At 39.4% G+C, this 17,998-nt stretch carries 32 protein-coding genes and 3 pseudogenes; 32 read left to right on the top strand and 3 right to left on the bottom strand.

Going from position 1 to position 17,998, the window contains the following annotated elements:
* Positions 1-6 precede the first annotated feature (6 nt).
* Both OVN21_RS00610 and OVN21_RS00615 read left to right on the top strand, forming a co-directional pair.
* Positions 7-222: a hypothetical protein gene (locus OVN21_RS00610; protein WP_267246856.1), complete on the top strand. Its 216-nt coding sequence runs from the start codon at positions 7-9 to the stop codon at positions 220-222.
* 136 nt (positions 223-358) lie between these two features.
* A complete protein-coding gene (locus OVN21_RS00615; protein ID WP_222861492.1) occupies positions 359-622 on the top strand; it encodes an HTH domain-containing protein in 264 nt (87 codons plus the stop codon).
* Between the two features lie 339 nt (positions 623-961).
* Here OVN21_RS00615 and OVN21_RS00620 read toward each other — a convergent pair whose 3' ends face one another.
* Complete coding sequence (locus tag OVN21_RS00620) at positions 962-1,204, bottom strand: hypothetical protein (protein ID WP_267246857.1); 243 nt, start codon at positions 1,202-1,204, stop codon at positions 962-964.
* A gap of 141 nt (positions 1,205-1,345) precedes the next feature.
* Here OVN21_RS00620 and OVN21_RS00625 point away from each other — a divergent pair, with 141 nt between their 5' ends.
* The 19 genes and pseudogenes from OVN21_RS00625 (at position 1,346) to OVN21_RS00715 (ending at position 11,144) form a co-directional block, all read left to right on the top strand.
* Positions 1,346-1,522 carry a helix-turn-helix domain-containing protein gene (locus OVN21_RS00625; RefSeq protein WP_033675869.1) on the top strand — a complete coding sequence of 59 codons (177 nt, stop codon included), beginning with the start codon at positions 1,346-1,348 and terminating at the stop codon, positions 1,520-1,522.
* A 74-nt stretch (positions 1,523-1,596) separates the two neighbouring features.
* Complete coding sequence (locus tag OVN21_RS00630) at positions 1,597-1,854, top strand: hypothetical protein (RefSeq protein WP_323743920.1); 258 nt, start codon at positions 1,597-1,599, stop codon at positions 1,852-1,854.
* Between the two features lie 10 nt (positions 1,855-1,864).
* Positions 1,865-2,050 carry a hypothetical protein gene (locus OVN21_RS00635; RefSeq protein WP_267246859.1) on the top strand — a complete coding sequence of 62 codons (186 nt, stop codon included), beginning with the start codon at positions 1,865-1,867 and terminating at the stop codon, positions 2,048-2,050.
* The gene (locus OVN21_RS00640; RefSeq protein ID WP_267246860.1) at positions 2,047-2,295 is read left to right on the top strand and encodes a hypothetical protein; all 249 of its coding nucleotides are present in this window, start codon (positions 2,047-2,049) and stop codon (positions 2,293-2,295) included. The genes OVN21_RS00635 and OVN21_RS00640 overlap by 4 nt, the downstream gene beginning before the upstream one ends.
* Before the next feature lie 16 nt (positions 2,296-2,311).
* Positions 2,312-2,455 (top strand): hypothetical protein, encoded by a 144-nt coding sequence (locus tag OVN21_RS00645; protein ID WP_000196747.1) that lies wholly within the window; start codon positions 2,312-2,314, stop codon positions 2,453-2,455.
* A gap of 105 nt (positions 2,456-2,560) precedes the next feature.
* Positions 2,561-2,737, top strand: a complete 177-nt coding sequence (locus tag OVN21_RS00650) for a hypothetical protein (RefSeq protein WP_267246861.1) — start codon at positions 2,561-2,563, stop codon at positions 2,735-2,737.
* A 96-nt stretch (positions 2,738-2,833) separates the two neighbouring features.
* Complete coding sequence (locus OVN21_RS00655) at positions 2,834-3,697, top strand: recombinase RecT (protein WP_267246862.1); 864 nt, start codon at positions 2,834-2,836, stop codon at positions 3,695-3,697.
* A 2-nt stretch (positions 3,698-3,699) separates the two neighbouring features.
* Positions 3,700-4,536 (top strand): PD-(D/E)XK nuclease-like domain-containing protein, encoded by an 837-nt coding sequence (locus OVN21_RS00660; RefSeq protein WP_267246863.1) that lies wholly within the window; start codon positions 3,700-3,702, stop codon positions 4,534-4,536.
* Positions 4,537-4,734: 198 nt separating this feature from the next.
* Positions 4,735-5,124, top strand: a complete 390-nt coding sequence (locus OVN21_RS00665) for a hypothetical protein (RefSeq protein WP_267246864.1) — start codon at positions 4,735-4,737, stop codon at positions 5,122-5,124.
* 12 nt (positions 5,125-5,136) lie between these two features.
* Positions 5,137-5,304, top strand: a complete 168-nt coding sequence (locus OVN21_RS00670) for a hypothetical protein (protein WP_267246865.1) — start codon at positions 5,137-5,139, stop codon at positions 5,302-5,304.
* Between the two features lie 143 nt (positions 5,305-5,447).
* Entirely contained in the window at positions 5,448-5,996 is a 549-nt protein-coding gene (locus tag OVN21_RS00675) for a hypothetical protein (protein WP_267246866.1), read from the top strand.
* Between the two features lie 32 nt (positions 5,997-6,028).
* Positions 6,029-6,946, top strand: coding sequence for an N-6 DNA methylase (locus OVN21_RS00680; RefSeq protein ID WP_267246867.1), 918 nt, complete (start codon positions 6,029-6,031; stop codon positions 6,944-6,946).
* A pseudogene (locus OVN21_RS00685) lies at positions 6,943-7,175 on the top strand (DUF3310 domain-containing protein). The gene OVN21_RS00680 and the pseudogene OVN21_RS00685 overlap by 4 nt, the downstream one beginning before the upstream one ends.
* The gene (locus OVN21_RS00690) at positions 7,168-7,344 is read left to right on the top strand and encodes a hypothetical protein (protein ID WP_267246868.1); all 177 of its coding nucleotides are present in this window, start codon (positions 7,168-7,170) and stop codon (positions 7,342-7,344) included. Before OVN21_RS00685 ends, OVN21_RS00690 begins: the two are co-directional and overlap by 8 nt.
* 5 nt (positions 7,345-7,349) lie before the next feature.
* Positions 7,350-7,733 carry a helix-turn-helix domain-containing protein gene (locus tag OVN21_RS00695; protein ID WP_267246869.1) on the top strand — a complete coding sequence of 128 codons (384 nt, stop codon included), beginning with the start codon at positions 7,350-7,352 and terminating at the stop codon, positions 7,731-7,733.
* Between the two features lie 69 nt (positions 7,734-7,802).
* Complete coding sequence (locus OVN21_RS00700; protein ID WP_267246870.1) at positions 7,803-8,231, top strand: ArpU family phage packaging/lysis transcriptional regulator; 429 nt, start codon at positions 7,803-7,805, stop codon at positions 8,229-8,231.
* Between the two features lie 470 nt (positions 8,232-8,701).
* Entirely contained in the window at positions 8,702-8,995 is a 294-nt protein-coding gene (locus tag OVN21_RS00705) for an HNH endonuclease (protein ID WP_267246871.1), read from the top strand.
* A gap of 156 nt (positions 8,996-9,151) precedes the next feature.
* Positions 9,152-9,502: a hypothetical protein gene (locus tag OVN21_RS00710; protein WP_267246872.1), complete on the top strand. Its 351-nt coding sequence runs from the start codon at positions 9,152-9,154 to the stop codon at positions 9,500-9,502.
* A gap of 1 nt (position 9,503) precedes the next feature.
* Positions 9,504-11,144: pseudogene (locus tag OVN21_RS00715) on the top strand (terminase TerL endonuclease subunit).
* Between the two features lie 69 nt (positions 11,145-11,213).
* On the opposite strand, the gene OVN21_RS00720 reads toward OVN21_RS00715, so the two are convergent.
* Together OVN21_RS00720 and OVN21_RS00725 are read right to left on the bottom strand one after the other, a co-directional pair.
* Positions 11,214-11,555 (bottom strand): type II toxin-antitoxin system RelE/ParE family toxin, encoded by a 342-nt coding sequence (locus tag OVN21_RS00720; protein ID WP_148842681.1) that lies wholly within the window; start codon positions 11,553-11,555, stop codon positions 11,214-11,216.
* Complete coding sequence (locus tag OVN21_RS00725; protein ID WP_267246873.1) at positions 11,545-11,832, bottom strand: type II toxin-antitoxin system RelB/DinJ family antitoxin; 288 nt, start codon at positions 11,830-11,832, stop codon at positions 11,545-11,547. Before OVN21_RS00725 ends, OVN21_RS00720 begins: the two co-directional genes overlap by 11 nt.
* A 122-nt stretch (positions 11,833-11,954) precedes the next feature.
* On the opposite strand from OVN21_RS00725, the gene OVN21_RS00730 reads away from it, so the two are divergent.
* From OVN21_RS00730 to OVN21_RS00780, 11 genes and pseudogenes are all read left to right on the top strand, one after another.
* The gene (locus OVN21_RS00730; protein WP_267246874.1) at positions 11,955-13,103 is read left to right on the top strand and encodes a phage portal protein; all 1,149 of its coding nucleotides are present in this window, start codon (positions 11,955-11,957) and stop codon (positions 13,101-13,103) included.
* The gene (locus OVN21_RS00735; RefSeq protein WP_267246875.1) at positions 13,084-13,806 is read left to right on the top strand and encodes a head maturation protease, ClpP-related; all 723 of its coding nucleotides are present in this window, start codon (positions 13,084-13,086) and stop codon (positions 13,804-13,806) included. Before OVN21_RS00730 ends, OVN21_RS00735 begins: the two co-directional genes overlap by 20 nt.
* A gap of 18 nt (positions 13,807-13,824) precedes the next feature.
* A pseudogene (locus OVN21_RS00740) lies at positions 13,825-14,939 on the top strand (phage major capsid protein).
* Positions 14,940-14,952: 13 nt separating this feature from the next.
* Positions 14,953-15,243, top strand: coding sequence for a phage gp6-like head-tail connector protein (locus OVN21_RS00745; RefSeq protein WP_267246876.1), 291 nt, complete (start codon positions 14,953-14,955; stop codon positions 15,241-15,243).
* Positions 15,236-15,424, top strand: coding sequence for a hypothetical protein (locus OVN21_RS00750; RefSeq protein WP_148842732.1), 189 nt, complete (start codon positions 15,236-15,238; stop codon positions 15,422-15,424). Before OVN21_RS00745 ends, OVN21_RS00750 begins: the two co-directional genes overlap by 8 nt.
* On the top strand, positions 15,411-15,800 hold the full coding sequence (locus OVN21_RS00755; protein ID WP_267246877.1) for a phage head-tail adapter protein: 390 nt from the start codon (positions 15,411-15,413) through the stop codon (positions 15,798-15,800). The genes OVN21_RS00750 and OVN21_RS00755 overlap by 14 nt, the downstream gene beginning before the upstream one ends.
* Positions 15,793-16,194, top strand: a complete 402-nt coding sequence (locus OVN21_RS00760) for a hypothetical protein (RefSeq protein ID WP_267246878.1) — start codon at positions 15,793-15,795, stop codon at positions 16,192-16,194. The genes OVN21_RS00755 and OVN21_RS00760 overlap by 8 nt, the downstream gene beginning before the upstream one ends.
* The gene (locus OVN21_RS00765; RefSeq protein ID WP_267246879.1) at positions 16,191-16,571 is read left to right on the top strand and encodes a hypothetical protein; all 381 of its coding nucleotides are present in this window, start codon (positions 16,191-16,193) and stop codon (positions 16,569-16,571) included. The genes OVN21_RS00760 and OVN21_RS00765 overlap by 4 nt, the downstream gene beginning before the upstream one ends.
* 22 nt (positions 16,572-16,593) lie before the next feature.
* Positions 16,594-17,178 (top strand): major tail protein, encoded by a 585-nt coding sequence (locus tag OVN21_RS00770; RefSeq protein ID WP_267246880.1) that lies wholly within the window; start codon positions 16,594-16,596, stop codon positions 17,176-17,178.
* 45 nt (positions 17,179-17,223) lie between these two features.
* Complete coding sequence (gpG, locus tag OVN21_RS00775; protein WP_267246881.1) at positions 17,224-17,517, top strand: phage tail assembly chaperone G; 294 nt, start codon at positions 17,224-17,226, stop codon at positions 17,515-17,517.
* Positions 17,518-17,765: 248 nt separating this feature from the next.
* Positions 17,766-17,996 (top strand): hypothetical protein, encoded by a 231-nt coding sequence (locus OVN21_RS00780; RefSeq protein ID WP_267246882.1) that lies wholly within the window; start codon positions 17,766-17,768, stop codon positions 17,994-17,996.
* Positions 17,997-17,998 lie beyond the last annotated feature (2 nt).

Consider the following 17,998-nt stretch of genomic DNA (forward strand, 5'->3'; position numbering starts at 1 on the left):
GTAAAGATGCAACCAGGGAAAGGAAGACCAGTAAAAAAGAGCAGCCGTGGGGTTCGCACGGTCGCAATCTCAGATGAACTATTTGAGGATTTATATGAGCTAGCTCAAGGAAGTGGAATACCAATCAGTCAAGCGGCGGATTATATCTTTAAAAATGGACTGAAAAATGTCCGCATAGAGACGGAAACAGTCACCAGAAAACGCTTGGTGTTTGAAGATTAGGAAGGAGAAATCATGCTAGATTTTAAGAACTTGGAAGCTCAGCTCATCTTTCAAAAATCCAATTAACGATTATACTTCTGTCAGCAATGATTTTCTTAAAGATTCGAACCTAGAGCCTGCTTCTATCGGTATCTTGATGGTAGTACTCAGCAATAAAGAAAACTGGATTGTCTATCCAGAAGAAATTGCAAATCGTTTAGGAGTGAGTCGGGATATGGTAGATAGGCATTTCAAGAAGATAGAGAAGGCTGGTTATCTCAGAACTTTTAAAAAAAGTCTTGGACGAGGTAAAGGAGTTCAGACCTTTCGCTTCTTCTCAGATGTCAAAATTACCGATTCTCAATTTGAGATGATGCTGGAGAGATTGGAGAAGGGATTACAAAAGTTATCCACAGAATAGTAGTTACATTTCCTTATTTTACAAATCTGTATTTTACAAATCTGTATTTTACAAATCAGTAAAATAAGGCACTAATAAGTATTAAATAACAACAAGTATTAACTAACAATAAATATTAAAAGACAACCAGTCCTACTTCTATTAATAAATAAAAAAAGAGAAATTTAAAATTTCAAATTTAGGACTTTGCAAAAATGGGAAAGGAGAAAGAAATGAGACCAAAACGATATCCGTATAGCGGGAAAAAAGAGTCCACCTTTGTAAAGGCAGACCCTGAGTTAGTTCAAAAAATACTGATAGATTCAAAAAGTCTGACAACAACTTGGGATACAAATAAAATTAGTTGTCGATCTTTAGAAGCCCAAGTTCTAGCATGGAATTTACCAAAGCAATAATGGCGCTTTTAGAAGTTGATTTTGACACATATTCAATAATGTTGACAATATGTTGAGCTTGTTCAGTATTGATACCGAGATCTAACGAATTTAATTCAGTCACAACGTAGTCTACTAGTTGATTGTTTGAATTAAAATTTTGATCTATGTGTTTCGAGACAACTTCCATAAATTTATTAGAATCCATATTACATCTCCTTTCTATTGGAATTTTGACTAAAACGTGAGAGGTCTTAGTCAAGAATGATTATAGCATAATCTAAATTAAATAACAATATGTAGTGTTTTTATATGTTTAAAACACAATATATTGGGAAAGGAGCAATGTGTGTGGAAGAAGTTTAAGCATTTGTTGATTGAAAAAGGGATGACACAGAAGGCATTAGCTGAAAAAGCTGGTATCAGTCCAAATACAATCAGAAATATCAAAACCGAGCGTATTTCTTTTAAGAATATGTGTAAAATCGCTGACGCACTGGAAGTCAGCTTGGATGAACTAAGATAAAACAAAAAGCACCTGACGGCAACCAGGCGCTAATCAAAATTATTCAAGGAAATTATAACATGAAAGGAGCAAAAATGGAAACAGTTCAAATCGTGAGAATTAAAGATGTGATCATCGAGAAGATTTCTGCAAACGATGAAGAACTAGAGCGCATCTTTGGATGTTCAAAACGGCAAGCGGGAGACATGAGACGTGAGATGAAAAAGCTACCTAGCCAACAGAAGCATCTTAGGAATGATGGCCAGCTTGTCACGATTAAAGGTTTTGATGCCTACCTGCAATACAGAGGAAGCCTAGATTGGAAAAAAGAAATGAAAAAAGTAAGAAAATGAGATCAGTAGGATGAACTTTTTAACAAAAATAAAAAACTGGTTGGAAAAAGAAATAAATACTGACTGGATAATCGTAGCTTTGGATTTAAACAGAGCATTGATCGACCTTCAAGAGGAATATCAACAAGCGAATCAGCGTATAGCAGATCTTGAAAGAATCGTAGCAATCTATAAAGAAAAGGAAAACTCAAAATGATGGAATACATTTACCTGGTAACAATCGTTGGAATCATCCTGTGGTCGCTAGTAAATAAACTAGATAACCACGCTGAAATGAAGCAGAAAGAGCGCCAGCGAATGGCAAGTAATGTCGCACGCATGAACTTGAGAAGTTCAGACAAGCAATTTACTTATGATGTAGAACCGCCTGTAGGATTGCGTCCTGAGCCATTAGCCTTACCAGAACCACGAAGAGCACGCTATGCAAAGTATTTGGGATAGAGCAAAGGAGACGCTGATGACTAGAATTGAACTTGAAAACCGTGTATGGCTTTTGGCCAACCACGAAGAAAAAAACGAATTGCTGGATCTTGGGTTAACATCCAAAGCTCGATATGTGAAACGAGTTTTGGAACTCGGGAAGGTGTATGCTCATGTTTGATTATGATAGGGATATCATGCAACCGCCTGAAGAACAAGAGGAACTTGACCCTAGCCGGTACATCTATATTGGATGTGGGCAGTACCGATATGTGGGTGATGAAGTATGATTGAGGAGTTATACGCAGAAATCGACAATTGGCGCTCTGATTATATTCATCTTGCCCAAGAGCTGGGGCAAATCATCAACGAACAACAAGATATTATTTTGAAATTACAAAAGGAAAACAGGCGCTTAAAGCGTGAAAATTGGAATTTGAAGAAGACGAAGGGAAGAAGATGAGCTCTTAGAAGGCTCTAAAATCGCCTGTATTCGATTTTAAGAAGCAGGTATATAAATTATCGAACGAAGAATAAAAAACGGAAATAGACCCCAAATATGAAGAATAAGGGGCATAGGAGAGAAACGATGACTAACGAACTAACACATAAACAATTTTTTAACTCACCGGCAGTGAAACAGAAATTTTCAGAAGTGGTAAATGGCAACGGTCAACAATTTGTTGCGAGTTTACTGAGTGTTGTGACTAATAATAATTTGTTGGCGAAAGCGTCAAATGAAACGATCATGACTGCAGCAATGAAGGCAGCAGTATTGAATTTGCCAATCGAACCTAGCCTTGGATATGCTTATATCGTGCCTTATAAAAATCAAGCACAGTTCCAGATTGGATATAAAGGTCTGATTCAACTCGCTCAGCGTAGTGGACAAGTGACACGGTTGAACGCTGGAGAAATTTACGAAAGCCAGTATAAGGGTTTCAATCCTCTTACTGAAGACCTTGAAGTTGATATGTATGCGATCCCAAAGGAAAACGAAAAAGTGGTAGGCTACTTTGCTTTTATGCGACTTGCAAACGGATTTGAAAAGACCGTGTTTTGGACAAAAGAGCGTGTACAGGCTCATGGAAAGAAATACAGTCAGTCGTACAACAGTAAATTTAGCCCTTGGCAATCAGATTTTGATGCAATGGGAAGAAAGACAGTTTTAAAACATATGCTTTCAACCTATGCTCCATTATCTACAGAATTACAAGAAGCGATTGTTGCTGATAATGAAGATAGCACAATCCAAAGCAAAAATGAAATTAAAGATGTTACTCAAGAACCAGTTGTCGAAACTTTAGATGGCATTCTTGGAGCGCCTGTAGAAGAAGTTCCAAACCACGACCAAGAAACTGGTGAAGTTTTGGAAGAAGTTAGCTTGTTTGAAGGTAATACAACCAATGTTAAGGAGTTCTAGCCATGATTGAATTAACTCAAGAAAATTACTACAACGATACTAGCTATTTGACCAATTCACGATTTAAACGGTATCAGCAGTGCCAAGCGAAGGCATTCGCCCTTGATAGTGGTCAATGGACTGAGGAAAGAGATGAAACACTTCTTCTCCTCGGAAACTATGTTCATAGTTACTTTGAAAATCCAGAAGCACATCAGCAATTTATGGATGAGAATGGCGACAAGTTGCTTGCTAAGACAGGTAAGAATAAAGGAAATCTAAAATCTGACTTTGTGATTGGCGATAAGATGATTGCAAGCCTAAAGGACGACGACGGATTTAATCATTTGTATCACGGTTATCCATCGGATGAGGTTCAAAAAGAATTGATTGTGTACGGCGAAATTGAAGGCGTACCAGTTAAAGGGAAGTTAGACAGTGTGAATCTAAGTCGTGGCTATTTCGTGGATCTAAAAACTATGAAATCCATCTACTCGGAAGAATGGAGCGCAGAGCTCAAAAAGAAAGTTCCTGCAGCAGTTAATAATATCCTTATCTTTGGATACCATGGGCAACTTGGTCTATATCGTGAATTGCTGAAACAAATGACAGGGAATGATTTCAGGTCATACATTGTAGCGGTCAGCAAGGAGAATGTTCCTGATAAAGATATTTTAAAAATTGATGATGAATGGCTTGAGGAAGGTTTAGATAAAATCAAGTCTGAAATTATAGAAGTTTGGGACGTTATCCAAGGTCGGAAAGAACCTAAAAAATGTGGTCATTGCGATTATTGCAGAAGTCAGAAAAAACTGAATGCAGTAGTTAGCTTGAATGACTTGATTGAAAGTGATTATTAAATTCACGAAACCAACTATTTCCATTTTGGAAACAACTCAAAAACCAACAAGCCGTGCATTCTTGTAAAACTGCGAACTAGAAAGCGTCAAAAACGGTCATGTGACTTTGGACGAATGACGCAAAGAATTTCACTCACGCTTGCCTCGCTCACAAATTGGCAGGCGTGGGATTTTGGTAGGAAGTATGAACAAAAAGACATGAAAGAACGATTGATTCTTAAATTTGAGTTAAACAGAAAGCAGATGATTAACTCAAACGATAGACCACACTTTCATCAAAAGGCTAAAATTACGAAGTTCTTACGGCAGTTAGCTGCATACGAGGGTAACAATGTACTGAGAGATTACTTTGGGTTACCTTACAGCGAGGACAAGCCTTGCAAGGTTAAGGTTCGGATATATCCTCCGACCAATCGGAAGTATGACCCACCGAACTGGTCACCAACAAGCAAGGCTTTGTTTGACGGTTTGACGGACGCTAAGATTTGGACAGATGACAATTACAATGTGATAGTATCGACTGAGTTCATGCACGGTGGCAAGTCCGGAAATAAGAATTATAGGATTGAGCTGGAGATTTACGAATAGGAGGTAAGAAACATGGTTGGAGTAACCTATAAGGAAATTCATCTCTTTGTTGAATTTTTGAAAGAGCAGTATGGGCAAGGGCGTCCAGACTATATTGAAGCCCTGAACGACTTAGACGGTCTGGTGGAAGCCACCTATAGAGAAGGTATTGAAAGATTTTTAGAAGATGAATTACGATAAACAGACAGTCATTGACGGACTGAAACGCACGATTGAGCAAAACGAAGAGAAGATAATCGAGTATTCGAAGCCGTGCGATTCACGCAAGAGACGGATTCGAGCGCTGGAGCGCGATTTGTTGAAAATATTTTAAAGGAGTTGTAATGGATATTGTCGATTTATACTTAGAGCATGGAGATTTTAGAACAGCTGTACGCTTGAGTGGTCTGCCAATGCACATCGCGCATATCAAATTACGTAAGGCTGGTGTCTTGAAGATTGCTGACAAAATCCAATTTGGCAGTAAAGGAGCTAAGTTAGGCGGACAAGCAGAACAGTTGTTTCAGACTTTAGTACCTGACGCTGTTGATGCCAATGCGCTTTTCAAGAAAAATAATCCTGTCTATGATTTTGTTTTTAAAAATATGACGATTGATGTGAAATACAGTTCGTTATATTCAGGCGGAAAGTCAAATCATTGGGGGATTAGGTGCAAAGGTGAGCAAGATTTCATAGTTGCATTTTTGGAAAGAGAACAAGGTACAGGTATTGACAGTCCTTATTGCCTCTTGCTTCCAATGGATTTTGTAGATATGAAGCAGATGCATATATCGCCTAATGGCAGTTGGTTCAAAGAGTTTCAAGTAGAACCAGAAGAGTTACGAGGAATTTTAAATGATTATGCAGAACTAAGAGAAAAAGGGCAGTTTTGAGGATAAATAGAAAGATGAGGTGATGTTGTGTTATGACGTTCGTGGAACACAATAACCGTCAGAAAGCTAATAAATTTGCTGAGTATGTGACAGGGAAGCCTTTGCGAGAATACTTAGCAAAGAAAGTGAAGCAGTATTGCGGTGAGAATGTATCTGTCTTTGATGGCGCTGCAGGTTCTGGACAATTGGAGCAGTTTATCAGTATGACTGATTTTCAAGCGGTAGAAATTCAGCAGGAAAGTTGTGAAGCGTTGAAAACGAACTTTCCTCATGCAGTTGTGGATAATCAGAGCTTTTTTACTTATCAGTCAGATATACAAGTGGATGCAATTGCAATGAATCCGCCTTATTCTTTGAAATTGAAAGATTTACCAGGGGAAGACCAAGAGGCTATTAAAAAATTATATCCGTGGAAAAAATCTGGTGTTGTTGATGATATTTTCCTGTTGAAGTCGATGACTTACACGAAACGATACGGATTTTATATCATGTTTCCTGGTATTGCTTACCGTCAGTCTGAAAAGAAAATGAGAGAGCTGGTAGGAAATAACCTTGTTGAATTGAATGTGATTCAAAATGGATTTGAAGATACATCTATCAACGTGATTTTCTTAGTCATTGACAAAGAAAAAAATACTCCTGAAATTTCAAAAGAGATATATGACTGTAAGCCCCAAAAGGTCGAATATCAAGAATCTGATACGTTAGATTCAGATTTTAGATGGATAGCACCAAGTAAACCAGTAGAGAAAGAAGAAATAGACATTGACCAAGTAAACGCAGAGCTAGACCAAATGGCAATCAATCACCTTGAAAAACATCTAGCTAGTCAATTGATTTTGATTCAGTTTTTCAATGCAGATATTGATTTAAAATCTTTCATCACAAAATGTCATAAGGTTTTAGACGATTACTTGTTGATGTACAATTTTGCAGTAGGATTAGAATGAACCCAGAAATAATTGACAACGTAAACAACCCAAGCCACTACCAAGGGCGGTATGGATGAAGTCTATCGATGCTTTAAGAAATTTCATGACACCTGAACAACTGAAAGGCTTTTATCTTGGAAATGCCTTGAAGTATCAATTGCGATTCCAGAAGAAGAACGGTCTTGAAGACCTGAAGAAAGCACGTAAAAATCTGGATTGGCTGATTGAGGAGATGGAGCATGAGTGAATACGCTTTGTATGATGGTGACACCTTTATTACCATGGGAACTCTTGCGGAAATTAGCAAAGAAACAGGTATTGCTGAAAGGATGCTGAAGTATTATACTTTTACATCCACGCAAAGAAGAAATCCAAATAGTAGAGCTGTCGTAAAGATTGAGGTGGACGATGAATAGAGACGATGAATAGAGAAGATAAGACTTTTCCAGAACAATTACGGATGTGGCGAAAATCAAGAGGATTGACACAAACACAAGCTGGGAAAGTGCTCTGTGTTTCAGCAAACACGATTGGCCGTTGGGAAGGAGGCAGGGTACCGCCTGAACGTCTTAGAAAACGAATAGCTGAAGAGTTAGGAGTCGAGGAATCAATTTTATTCGATGTAGTCCCCAAAGAGTTCAACATCCTTTTGAAAACGAAACGGCTAGAGCGTGGACTGACTCAGAAAGAGTTAAGCGATAAGTTAGGCTATTCCGTTTCAACAATCAATAATTGGGAGAACGGTGCAAGTATTTCAGAGTTTGCCATCGAAGATATTTGTACATTTTTTGGGATTGAGATATAAAAAAGCCAGCACAGCTGACTTCTCGTGTTATAGTTTCGCATAACTATTATATCATGAGGAGGAGTTCGTGTGCAAATAGAGTTATTGGATATCATCGACGAAAAGAAAACCAGAAAGGAAGCTATCAAAGTACTCAAAAAATACAGTCGTCTGAGACGGATTGCTGGAGAAGAATACGCTCCAAAAATAACAATATCCTACTCACTTGAACCAAAATCATCAAGTGGTCAGACAAGCAAGCAGGTAGAAAGTATGGTCGTGCGTAGAGTGTCAGCTCAGCAGGATTTAGAACTAATCGCTAAAGCAATCAACAATCTTTCCGATTTGGAATACACACGTATTCTTGTTGAACGATATTGCAGGAAGAAAAGGAGGGAAGACTACAGCATTTATTCAGAGCTAGGTTATTCATCTAGTGAGTATTATCGGATATTGAACAAGGCTTTATTAGAGTTTGCGGAGTCCTATCAAGCAAGCAACCTTTTAGTTTACAAGTGATTTTCTGGGAAAATCTTGGGAAAAATCTGGGAAAATCTTGGGAGAATTGGAGCGGAAAAAGGTGCTAAAATAGTATTATCCAATGATTGGGCAACGAACAGTCATGAGGACTCCTAAAAATACAGGGGCTTTTGCCTCTTAGACAGTAAGGACAGGTTAGCAGGTTGTTTGGGTCTTCTTGAAACTTTTACCAAGCGTGCGTTTTACTGCTAGACCAGTTGGTTCGATTCCAGCTACTGTCATTTAAACTTGTTAGAAGGTTGCAGTAGCGACTGGAACTTGCATGATTGCGTAGCTATTCATATCCTAGGTAAGTTATAAGCTAGGCGGTTTGATTCCGCTAGAGGTTGTAATGACTACAAAAAATAAAAATGAAGTCAAAATTTAATACACATGCAAGGTTGTAGTCGCCTTGCAGAAAGGTCGCACATTGTGTGGCTTTTTTTATTATTATTATTGGTAGGTGAGTAATGGATGTCTCAACTCGAGAAGAACGAAACCAGTTTTACAATTCCAGTGAATGGAGAACGATAAGAAGGCAAGCACTTAAACGAGATCACTACGAATGTGTATGGTGCAAGGATGAAGGCAAAGTTATGACTACTAATTTAGAAGTTGATCATATCAAGGAGCTAGAGTTCTATCCAGAGTTCGCGCTTGATATTGATAACCTACGAACATTGTGCAAAGCATGTCATAATAAAAGGCATGATCGTTTTGATAAGAATGCCAGAAATTTCCGAAAAGATGAATGGTGGGGTTAGGTGAACGAACCTTAAACACCCCCCTGGTCAAAAAAATCGAGAAATTTCAAAGGAGCAAGTAAGCGGCGGCAACTCGACTGTCCAAATTTTTATTATTTTTTCATACACGACCCCCCTCCCCCTTAAAAAATAAAAATATGAAAGGAGGCAATGACGATGAGTTTAGCCAAGCGAAACGAAAAAGTTAGGATTGAGCAAAAGCGCCTCATGGCTCAATTTTCGGATATACCTCCGAACAAAAAAAGTCTAGCTTATGGATTAGTAGTTCAAGCAGCAAGATTACGAGTGGCATTGAATGAAATGTGGGAAGATATATCTAAAAAAGGATATTACACATTATTTAAACAATCCGAACAACAAGACCCTTATGAAAGAGAAAGACCAGTTGCTAAATTATATAATGCTCAAGAAGCTAGTTATCAAAGAATTATAAAACAGTTAATTGATTTACTGCCAAATGAAAAAATCGAAGAGGTAGAAAAAAACAAGTTGAAAGTAGTGAATTAATATGATTTCTCATCCCTTGGTTGATGACTACATCAAAATGGCTGAGTGTGGAGAAATTGTCGTCAACAAGGAAAGGAAGTTGCTGTTTAAAATCATCAAGGAGAAAATTTATCCTCGCGATGATTTGTATTTTGATAATGACTTAATTGACAAGTTCATTCGGTTTGCGGAAAAGAACTTTTTCTCTTTGGCAAAGTACCAACTTTTCTTGACCCCGTTTATCTTTCTTTTTCGGAAGGAAGACGGGGAGCCGCACTTCGACGAGTATCTATACACACTTGCTCGTGGGGGAGGTAAGAATGGTTTTATGTCAGCTAGGGCCTCGTTTTTTATCAGCCCTATCTATCCTATCAGAGATTATGATGTGACCATCACTGCTAACTCTGAGAAACAGGGTAAGGTTTCCTTTGAGGAAGTCTATGAGACTATTCAAAGGCGTGGTCTTGAGGACCATTTCTATCTGACTAAAATGTCTATCACAGGTCGAGCTAACAACTCGGTCTTTTCTTTTCGGACGAATAATCCGAAGACTATGGACTCGGCTCGAGATGGTTGTCTTGAGTTTGATGAGATTCACCAGTTTGAGGATGATAAGGCTGTGAAGGTTCAAAGGTCTGGTCTTGGTAAGATTGCTCATGCCAGGACTTTCTACAACGGTACGAATGGATATGTACGTGAGGGATTTTATGACAAGCTGATAGAGAAGTCTATGCAAATTTTGAATGGAGAGGTTGATGATTTCAGGCTGTTCCCTTTCATCTGCAAGCTAGACAATGCTGATGAAGTGGATGATATGAAGAACTGGCCAAAGGCAAATCCGATGTTGGATGAAAGCACGCCTTACGCCAAAAGGCTTCTTGCGAGAACAAAGGCTGACTACGATGATCTTGAGCTGGAGCCATCTGGCCGTCAGGAATTTATGACAAAACGGATGAATCTTCCTGAAGCGGATCTTGAGAAAGATGTAACCTCTCGGGATAAGTTAGTAGCTTGTCTACGGTCTCCTGGTATCGACTTGTTGGGTAGATCTTGTGTCGCAGGATTTGACTATGCTAGCATTCGAGATTTTGCGAGTGTTGGTTTGTTGTTTAAAAATGGTGATGACTTTATCTGGAAACAACATTCATTTGCTCGTAAAGCATTTTTGAAAGCTTTCAAACTAAAAGCCCCTATTGAAGAATGGGCAGACAGAGGCTTATTTACAATTGTGGACGGCCCTAGTATTGACCCTCGTTTATTGGTCGAAAAATTGAATGAATGGAGTAAGTTTTATCAGATTGAGCTTGTATGCGCCGATGGTTTCAGAATGGACTTGTTAAAACCACTTTTGGAAGAGGCTGGTTTTGAATATGAGTTCTTACGGAATCCTGGGGCGATTCAATCTAAGGTTGCACCAATCATTGAAGATGGATTTGCCAATGAGCGGTTTGTCTTTGAGAATGATAATTCCATGATTTGGTATACGGATAACACCTACATCAAAGAGGACAAGGATGGTAATAAGCGTTTCTTAAAGAAAGAGCCTGTGCGAAGAAAGACAGATGGATTCCACGCTTTGATTACTGCTCTCTAAAAACGTGAGTTTGTACATGAGTCGAATGTTGGGGAATTCCTAGATATGTTAGAGGATTGGGAGTTTTAGGAAATCCTTATTTATGCTTTTTCATATGCCATTGATTTGCAGTAGATAAAAAGACTGAGAAGTAAGCTCTCAGTCTTGGATATGATGAAAGAGGTGGTCGAGTTGGTTTAGGTAGTCGGTGCGTGAGTTGATAATTCTCAGGATATGGACTTCTTTTTCATGAACGAGGTAAAAGAGTAGGTATTGTTTAGAGACAATCATTCTGAGCGTGTTTCCTGGATAGAGGGAGTATCCGATTTTATGGTCAAAGTTAATACCGCCCTCTGGTGATAAGGTGAGTAGATTGCTGGTTTGTTGGAGGCTAGTGATGACTTTCTTGGCTATGTTTTCACTGAACTCTGTGGAGTAGTAGGTGAAAATATCGTCCAAGTCTTGTCTGGCTTGTTCTGTAAAGCGTACTTTATAGTTCATACTTTGAAAAGACCTCGTCTGCGTCGTAGAGACGCCCTTCGATGATATCTTGGTAGCCTTTATCTAGTTCTGCTTTGAGTTCGCCTAGGAAGATTTCTGCTTTGAGTTGGTCGGCTGTTCTAATTGGGAGACCTTTTTCAAGGACGATTTGTTCTACAAAGAGGTTGAGGGCATCTGAAAGGCTGATGTTTTTGCTTTCTAGGATGTTTTTTGCTTCTTCGAATAGTTGGGTATTGACGCGGAAGTTATAAACTCGGTCTCGTGTAAGTGTTGACATGGCATTTCTCCTTGTAACGATATTGTATTACATACATCTTACAAAAAAAGATAGAGAAAGTCAAGGGCTGTTTTAGTAGGGAAGGGTGGTAGGTTGGTAATTGGATAGGAAGGAGGGGAAGCATGGGGTTCTTAAATTTATTTAAGCGTGATGCGCCTGATGTTGGTTTTGATTTTGAAGAGTTGGAACGAATGTTGGGGCGCTTGCAATTGAAGAGTTTAGCTATTGATAAGTCTGCTGAGTTTGTGGCTCGTATTTTTGCTAAGTCGGAATTTCGGTATATGGTGGAGAATCATCATGTGGCGTCAGACTGGGATTATATTTTAAATGTGCGTCCTAATAAGAATGAGTCGACCTCAGAGTTCTGGCAGAAGGTCATTTACCGCTTGTTGACGAAAAATGAAGTACTCATTGTTTTGTCTGATGATAAGCAGTTACTGGTGGCTGATGCTTTTACTCGTAGGCGTTATGCTCTGTATGATGACACCTTTGAGATGGTGTCTGTCAGGGATTATACATTTCAGAGGAAGTTTGCTATGAGTGATGTGATCTTTCTCCAGTATAATAACAATCGCTTGCAAGAATATGTATCAGACTTGTTTTCTGATTACGAAAAACTGCATACTCGTCTGGTGGAAGCTTTAGCTAGGAATAATCAAATCCGTGGAGTTCTAGCTACAAAAGCCAATGGAACTTTTGATGAGGACAAGCGAAAGAAACTGCAGAGATATGCGGACAATCTTTTTAAGTCCTTTACGTCTAAGACGGTTGCCATTGTACCGACAATGGACGGTGTAGAGTATTCGGAGTTGACCAATACGGTAGGAACTTCAAATTTATCGGTTGAAGAGTTGAAGAAACTGAGACGTCAATTTGATGATGAGGTTGCGGATATATTAGGTTTGCCGACGGCTTTGATGCATGGAGATATGGCTGATTTGTCTAATAGTCAGAAGATGTTTAACAGTTATTGTTATGAATCGCTGGTTAAAAAAGTGGGTGACGCTCTAAATCATGCTATGGTGAGCTCGGCTGGATATGCTAATCAGAAAAAAATTGTGATTTTTGGCGAGGGGGGACTTGATAAGTTTGCTCTAGCTGAGAACATAGATAAACTCATCTCATCTGGGGCTATGACTCGAAATGAGGTGAGATTGGAGCTTGGGCTTGAGGCTGTTCCTGGTGGGGATACTTTCCTTATCACCAAGAACTATCAGGGCGAAAACGAAATAGAGAAAGGAGAAAATGAGGATGACAATCATTCAAATTAAGGGAGCGATTGTATCCAATGATGACCGCTGGTTTTATGACTGGCTAGACATGGATGCAACCGCTCCTAAGGATATTGTATTGCCGACGACGGGAGAAGATGTGGAAATCCATATCAATTCTGGCGGTGGGGATGTGTATGCTGGTAGTGAAATCTATACAGCATTACGTGATTATCAGGGGCATGTGACGGTGAAAATCGTGGGAATTGCTGCTAGTGCTGCGAGTGTTATCGCTATGGCTGGTGATAGGGTGGAAATTAGTCCTACAGCGCAAATCATGATCCATAATGTATCTGCTGGTGTACATGGTGACCATAAGGCGCTCTTGCATGAGGCTGGTGTGTTGGAAGGTTTTAATAAGTCAATTGCGAGTGCTTATATGGATAAGACTGGTAAGGCTTTAGATGATTTGTTGGAACTAATGAATCGTGAAACGTGGTTTGATGCTCGTTCTGCTGTTAATCATGGTTTTGCAGATAAGGTCATGTTTGAAAGTCAAGAAGCTCCTGTCTTGGTAGCTAGTCAGACACCTGTGATTCCTCGTGATTTTATCGAAAAAATCCGATCTGCGATGACCCCAGATTTGGAGTTATTGGCAAACTTGGTTCGTGATAGGTTGAATAATAATCCATCTATCCCAGAAGATAAGAAAAAAGAAGACAAGACGGCTGAACCTGTGGGGTTGGGTCGTTTTCCATTTTAAGAAAGGAACTAAAAAACAATGATGAAACTTGGTAATGAATTTACAACTGCTCGTCAGAACTTTATGAATGCAGTAGAAACTGGTGCTCCTATGGAGGAGCAAAATAAGCTCTATAACGAGATGATTGAGGTATTGACAGATAAGTTGCAAAACGACGCTAGAGAGACTGCTCGTAAAGAAATCGCAACTATGAATCCATACGATGCGCAGTTGACTGCTGAAGCTCGCGAATTTTTCAACAACATTGAGAAACTTCCTCCAAAAGGAATTGAGAAATTGTTCCCTCAGGAAACAATTGATCGTATTTTTGAGGATATGGTGGCAGCTCGTCCACTTCTTCAACACATCGGCTTACGTAATGCAGGTATTCGCTTAAAATTCCTCAAGTCTAGCCGTACAGGGCAAGCGTTTGGGGTAAAATCAATGCTGAAATTCAAGGACAATTGAAACAAGAGTTTGCTGAAGAAGAAGCGATTCAGTCTAAATTGACTGCTTTTGTTGTAATCCCTAAAGACTCTGAGAAGTTTGGTCCGGCTTGGTTGCAGTCTTATGTCTCTATTCAAATTACAGAAGCCTTTGCAGCTGCTCTTGAAGCTGGTTATTTGAATGGTGATGGGAACAATCAACCTATCGGGCTGTCTCGTACTCTTACAGGTACTGCAGAAAGTGAAAAAGTAACTTATGCTGAGAAACAGGCTCAGAAAAAACCATTGACTTTAGCAGACTCTGCTACCGTGGTAAAAGAGTTGACGGAGGTTTATAAATACCATTCTACAAAAGCTGACGATACAACTCCTGTTGCAGTAGAAGGTAATTTGGTTATGGTAGTGAATCCTGTAGATGCTTGGGATGTGAAGAAGCAATATACGTCTCTCAATGCTCAGGGGGTATATGTAACAGCGATGCCTTATAACCTCATCTTGGTTGAGTCGGTTGCTCAAGCGTCTGGTAAGGTGACGACATTTGTCAAAGGTCGCTACGATGCCTTTGTAGGTGGTGGTATTGAATTTGGACGATTTACCGAAACCTATGCTTTAGAAGACTTGAATCTCTACACTGCTAAGCAATTTGCTTATGGTAAAGCGCATGACGAAAAGGCTGCTGCTGTGTGGACTCTAAACATTGCGAAATAAAAGGTGACGAAGGATGGAGATTGAAGCTAAACTTCATTCCCTCCTTGATCCTTTTAAGGAGCGGATGAGAATTTTTCATAGCGGAGAAGATGCAAATCTCTCACGGATGTTAGAAAGTTCTCAAATGGTTATTACCCGCTTGGTAGGAAGTGGGAATATACACGATCATCAAATAAGGGAACTCATCTTAGAACGTGCTCGCTATGTCTATAATGACCAAGTTGAATTTTTTTACGAAAATTTCAAAGCGGATATTTTAGCATTATCGTTAAATGGGATAGAAATGGAGGATAGTGATGATTAAGGTATTAAAAGAATTTTATGACCTCAAGGAGGGAGTCCTTAGGCAAGTCGGAGAAAGTTTTGAAGCGACAGAAGAACGATTTGCTGAGCTAAAGGAACATTTACCGGACTATGTCGAGTTGGAAAAGTCATCCAGAAGTCGTAGCTCTAAGGAAGTAGTGAGTGTAAATGACCAAGAGTGAGGGGCCAAGCTATCGCTATAAAAAGCCTGAGGCTCAAAATGGAGACCTTAGAACCCCCTTGTCTTTCTATACTTCTAAAGTCGAGGAGGGGGTTGATGGTCGTGATATGAGTTACGAGAAGGTTTTTTATACGATGGGTCAAATTTATTCTCCAAGTATGAAAGACTTTGAGATTGCTACTGGAAAAGCGATGAAAGCTAAGATGACTTTGAAGATTCGTGACCCTCTGACAGATTATCAGCCTGAGGGTCGGCATTTTGTCGAAGTGGGGGATATCCGTTTAGTTGGCAAGAAATGGCAGGTTATCGATGTGCATCCTGATTATGATAATCGGGATTTTTTGATTGTTATTATCGGAGGTGGTCGTGATGTCTAGTGGAGCTAATCTAAAAGGATTTGATGATATTTTGAGGAATATCGAGGCTCGTTTAGGAGAACCAGTGGTTCGTAGAAAGGTCAACAGAGCCTTGAAGGAGACGGTTAAGGAGTTTGAGCCAACTTTCAAACGGGCTTTAGCGGTGTACGCTGACACTGGGAAGACGGTTAGTGCTGTTGTCCATGGGAATGTGACTGGTACATCCAGCGGAGTTCCAATGGTTAAATTAGGTTTTAAAAGCCCTCGTTGGACTCTTATTCACTTAAATGAATTTGGCTATGCTAAGAATGGGCATCCTCGTGGTTTCGGAGTCATGCGCCGCTTTTTTGAAGCGAGTAAGCCGGTCTTTAAGTCTAAAGTCGGCATGAAATTAAAACAGGAGTTTTTACAATGATTAAAGACAAATTAACTGAACTCTCTAACGCTTTGGAAGAGGATGAGTCTTTATTTGGTATTAGTATCAAGTCTTTTGAGCGTCCTGAGAGCTTGAGAGATGACGAGACCAGTATTGTCATTATTCCTGTCGGACCTCCAATGCAGACGGCTCATGGGAGCAACACCAGTTTGGCTAAGACTTTTCTATATCAAATCAATGTAGAGTCTACTCATCGAGTGGAGTGTAAAGAACTCCAAGGTAGAATTGAAAAAATAATGGAAAGTCAGGGATTTTATCAGACTGAAGGCGGTCTGGAACAATGGATCCCTGATATCAAACGCTATGTAGACGCTCGGACTTATAAAGGTCGGAGTGCTCTATACGAAGAATACTAAATGAAAGAAAGAGGTGCTATAAATGGCATTAGTTGGTTTTAAACGTATGACAATTCGTGTGTTGGATGGTAACGCTACTCCAACGCTCGGACAAAACCTTTTCGTAATCGAAGGTAAAACTGGTGAGGGTGCAACTCGTACTGCTAAAATTTCTGGTCTTGCAAGTGATCCGGTTAAAACGTATGGGAGCGATATTGCTTACCATGTTTCAAATCGTGGTGTTGGGGATGTGAAGATGGAAATGACTGCAGTTGATATTCCTTCTACAGTGCTAGCTAAAATTCTGGGTCATCAGGTCAAGGATGATATTATTGGAATTGGTGCCGAAACAGTCTCACCATTTTGTGCAGTAATGCTCGAATCTAAGACTTCAAATGGAACTCAAGCACAAGTAGGATTTTTCAAGGGTCAGTTTTCTATGGATACTGAAGAGCTTGAAACGCTTAAAGACAAACAAGAAGAACTTCCAGATGATAACTTGAGTTTTGCTGCAATCGCAAGCGATGATACAGAAACGAAAGATTTATATTACATCAAATATATCGGTAAGGATGAGGAGAAGCTCAAAAAGTTCAAAGGTCAGCTTAAAATGGTTGCTGCAGGGTAGGAAGAGGGCGTAAGCTCTCTTTTACTTTTTTAGAAAGGAAAGTATATGGCTAAGGTTCAATTTACAATCAAAAACGACAAGGGAGAAGATGTCCTAAAAAAGAGCAAGGAAATCACAACTCGTGATTATCGTGACTATTTGGTCATGAACGATTCCCTGACAAGTGATTTATCTGAGGTAGAGAAGCTTGATAAGCAGTTGGGATTTATTGCTAATTTGTTTGATGATGTGACAGTAGAACAATTACTAGAATACACAGATTTTGCGAAAGTGATTTCTATTTTTACAGAAATTTATGCTCACTTGGTGGGGGATGTAGCCCCAAAGGGAAAGAGCTAGCACCTGGGCAAGCTATTCAACGTTTTTATGGATTTGTCAAGCAAGTTACAGAGGGTCCTTATGGTATGAGTATTCGCGATGTGATGGATACGAGCTGGGAGGACTTGATGGGTGTTCTTGGAAGTATGAAAACGAGTGAACAAGAAGAAGTACTTGACTTGGCAGATTTTTTAGAAAGTCTCTAGGTCAGGACTTTACAAATAAAAGGCTTAGGAATATAATAGAGATATGTAAGGGAGGTGGAAACTATGTCTCGAAAAGAAAAGGCGTGTAGAAGATATTGGTTTTGGTTTACCATTTTTGTCCTTTATCTTGCTTTTGGCTTGTATTGTATTTGTACAAATTTTGGAGATACCGTGGGTATGATTTTATTATCACCCTTTATCTTTGCTTCCTTGCCACTCTATGCTTATCTATTTCTTGGTTTGTTTATCTGGGCTTTTATGAGCCTGGCAATGGATGATTTTTTTAAAGAATGATG

This window comes from Streptococcus sp. Marseille-Q5986, assembly GCF_946902915.1.
Taxonomy (GTDB): Bacteria; Bacillota; Bacilli; order Lactobacillales; family Streptococcaceae; genus Streptococcus.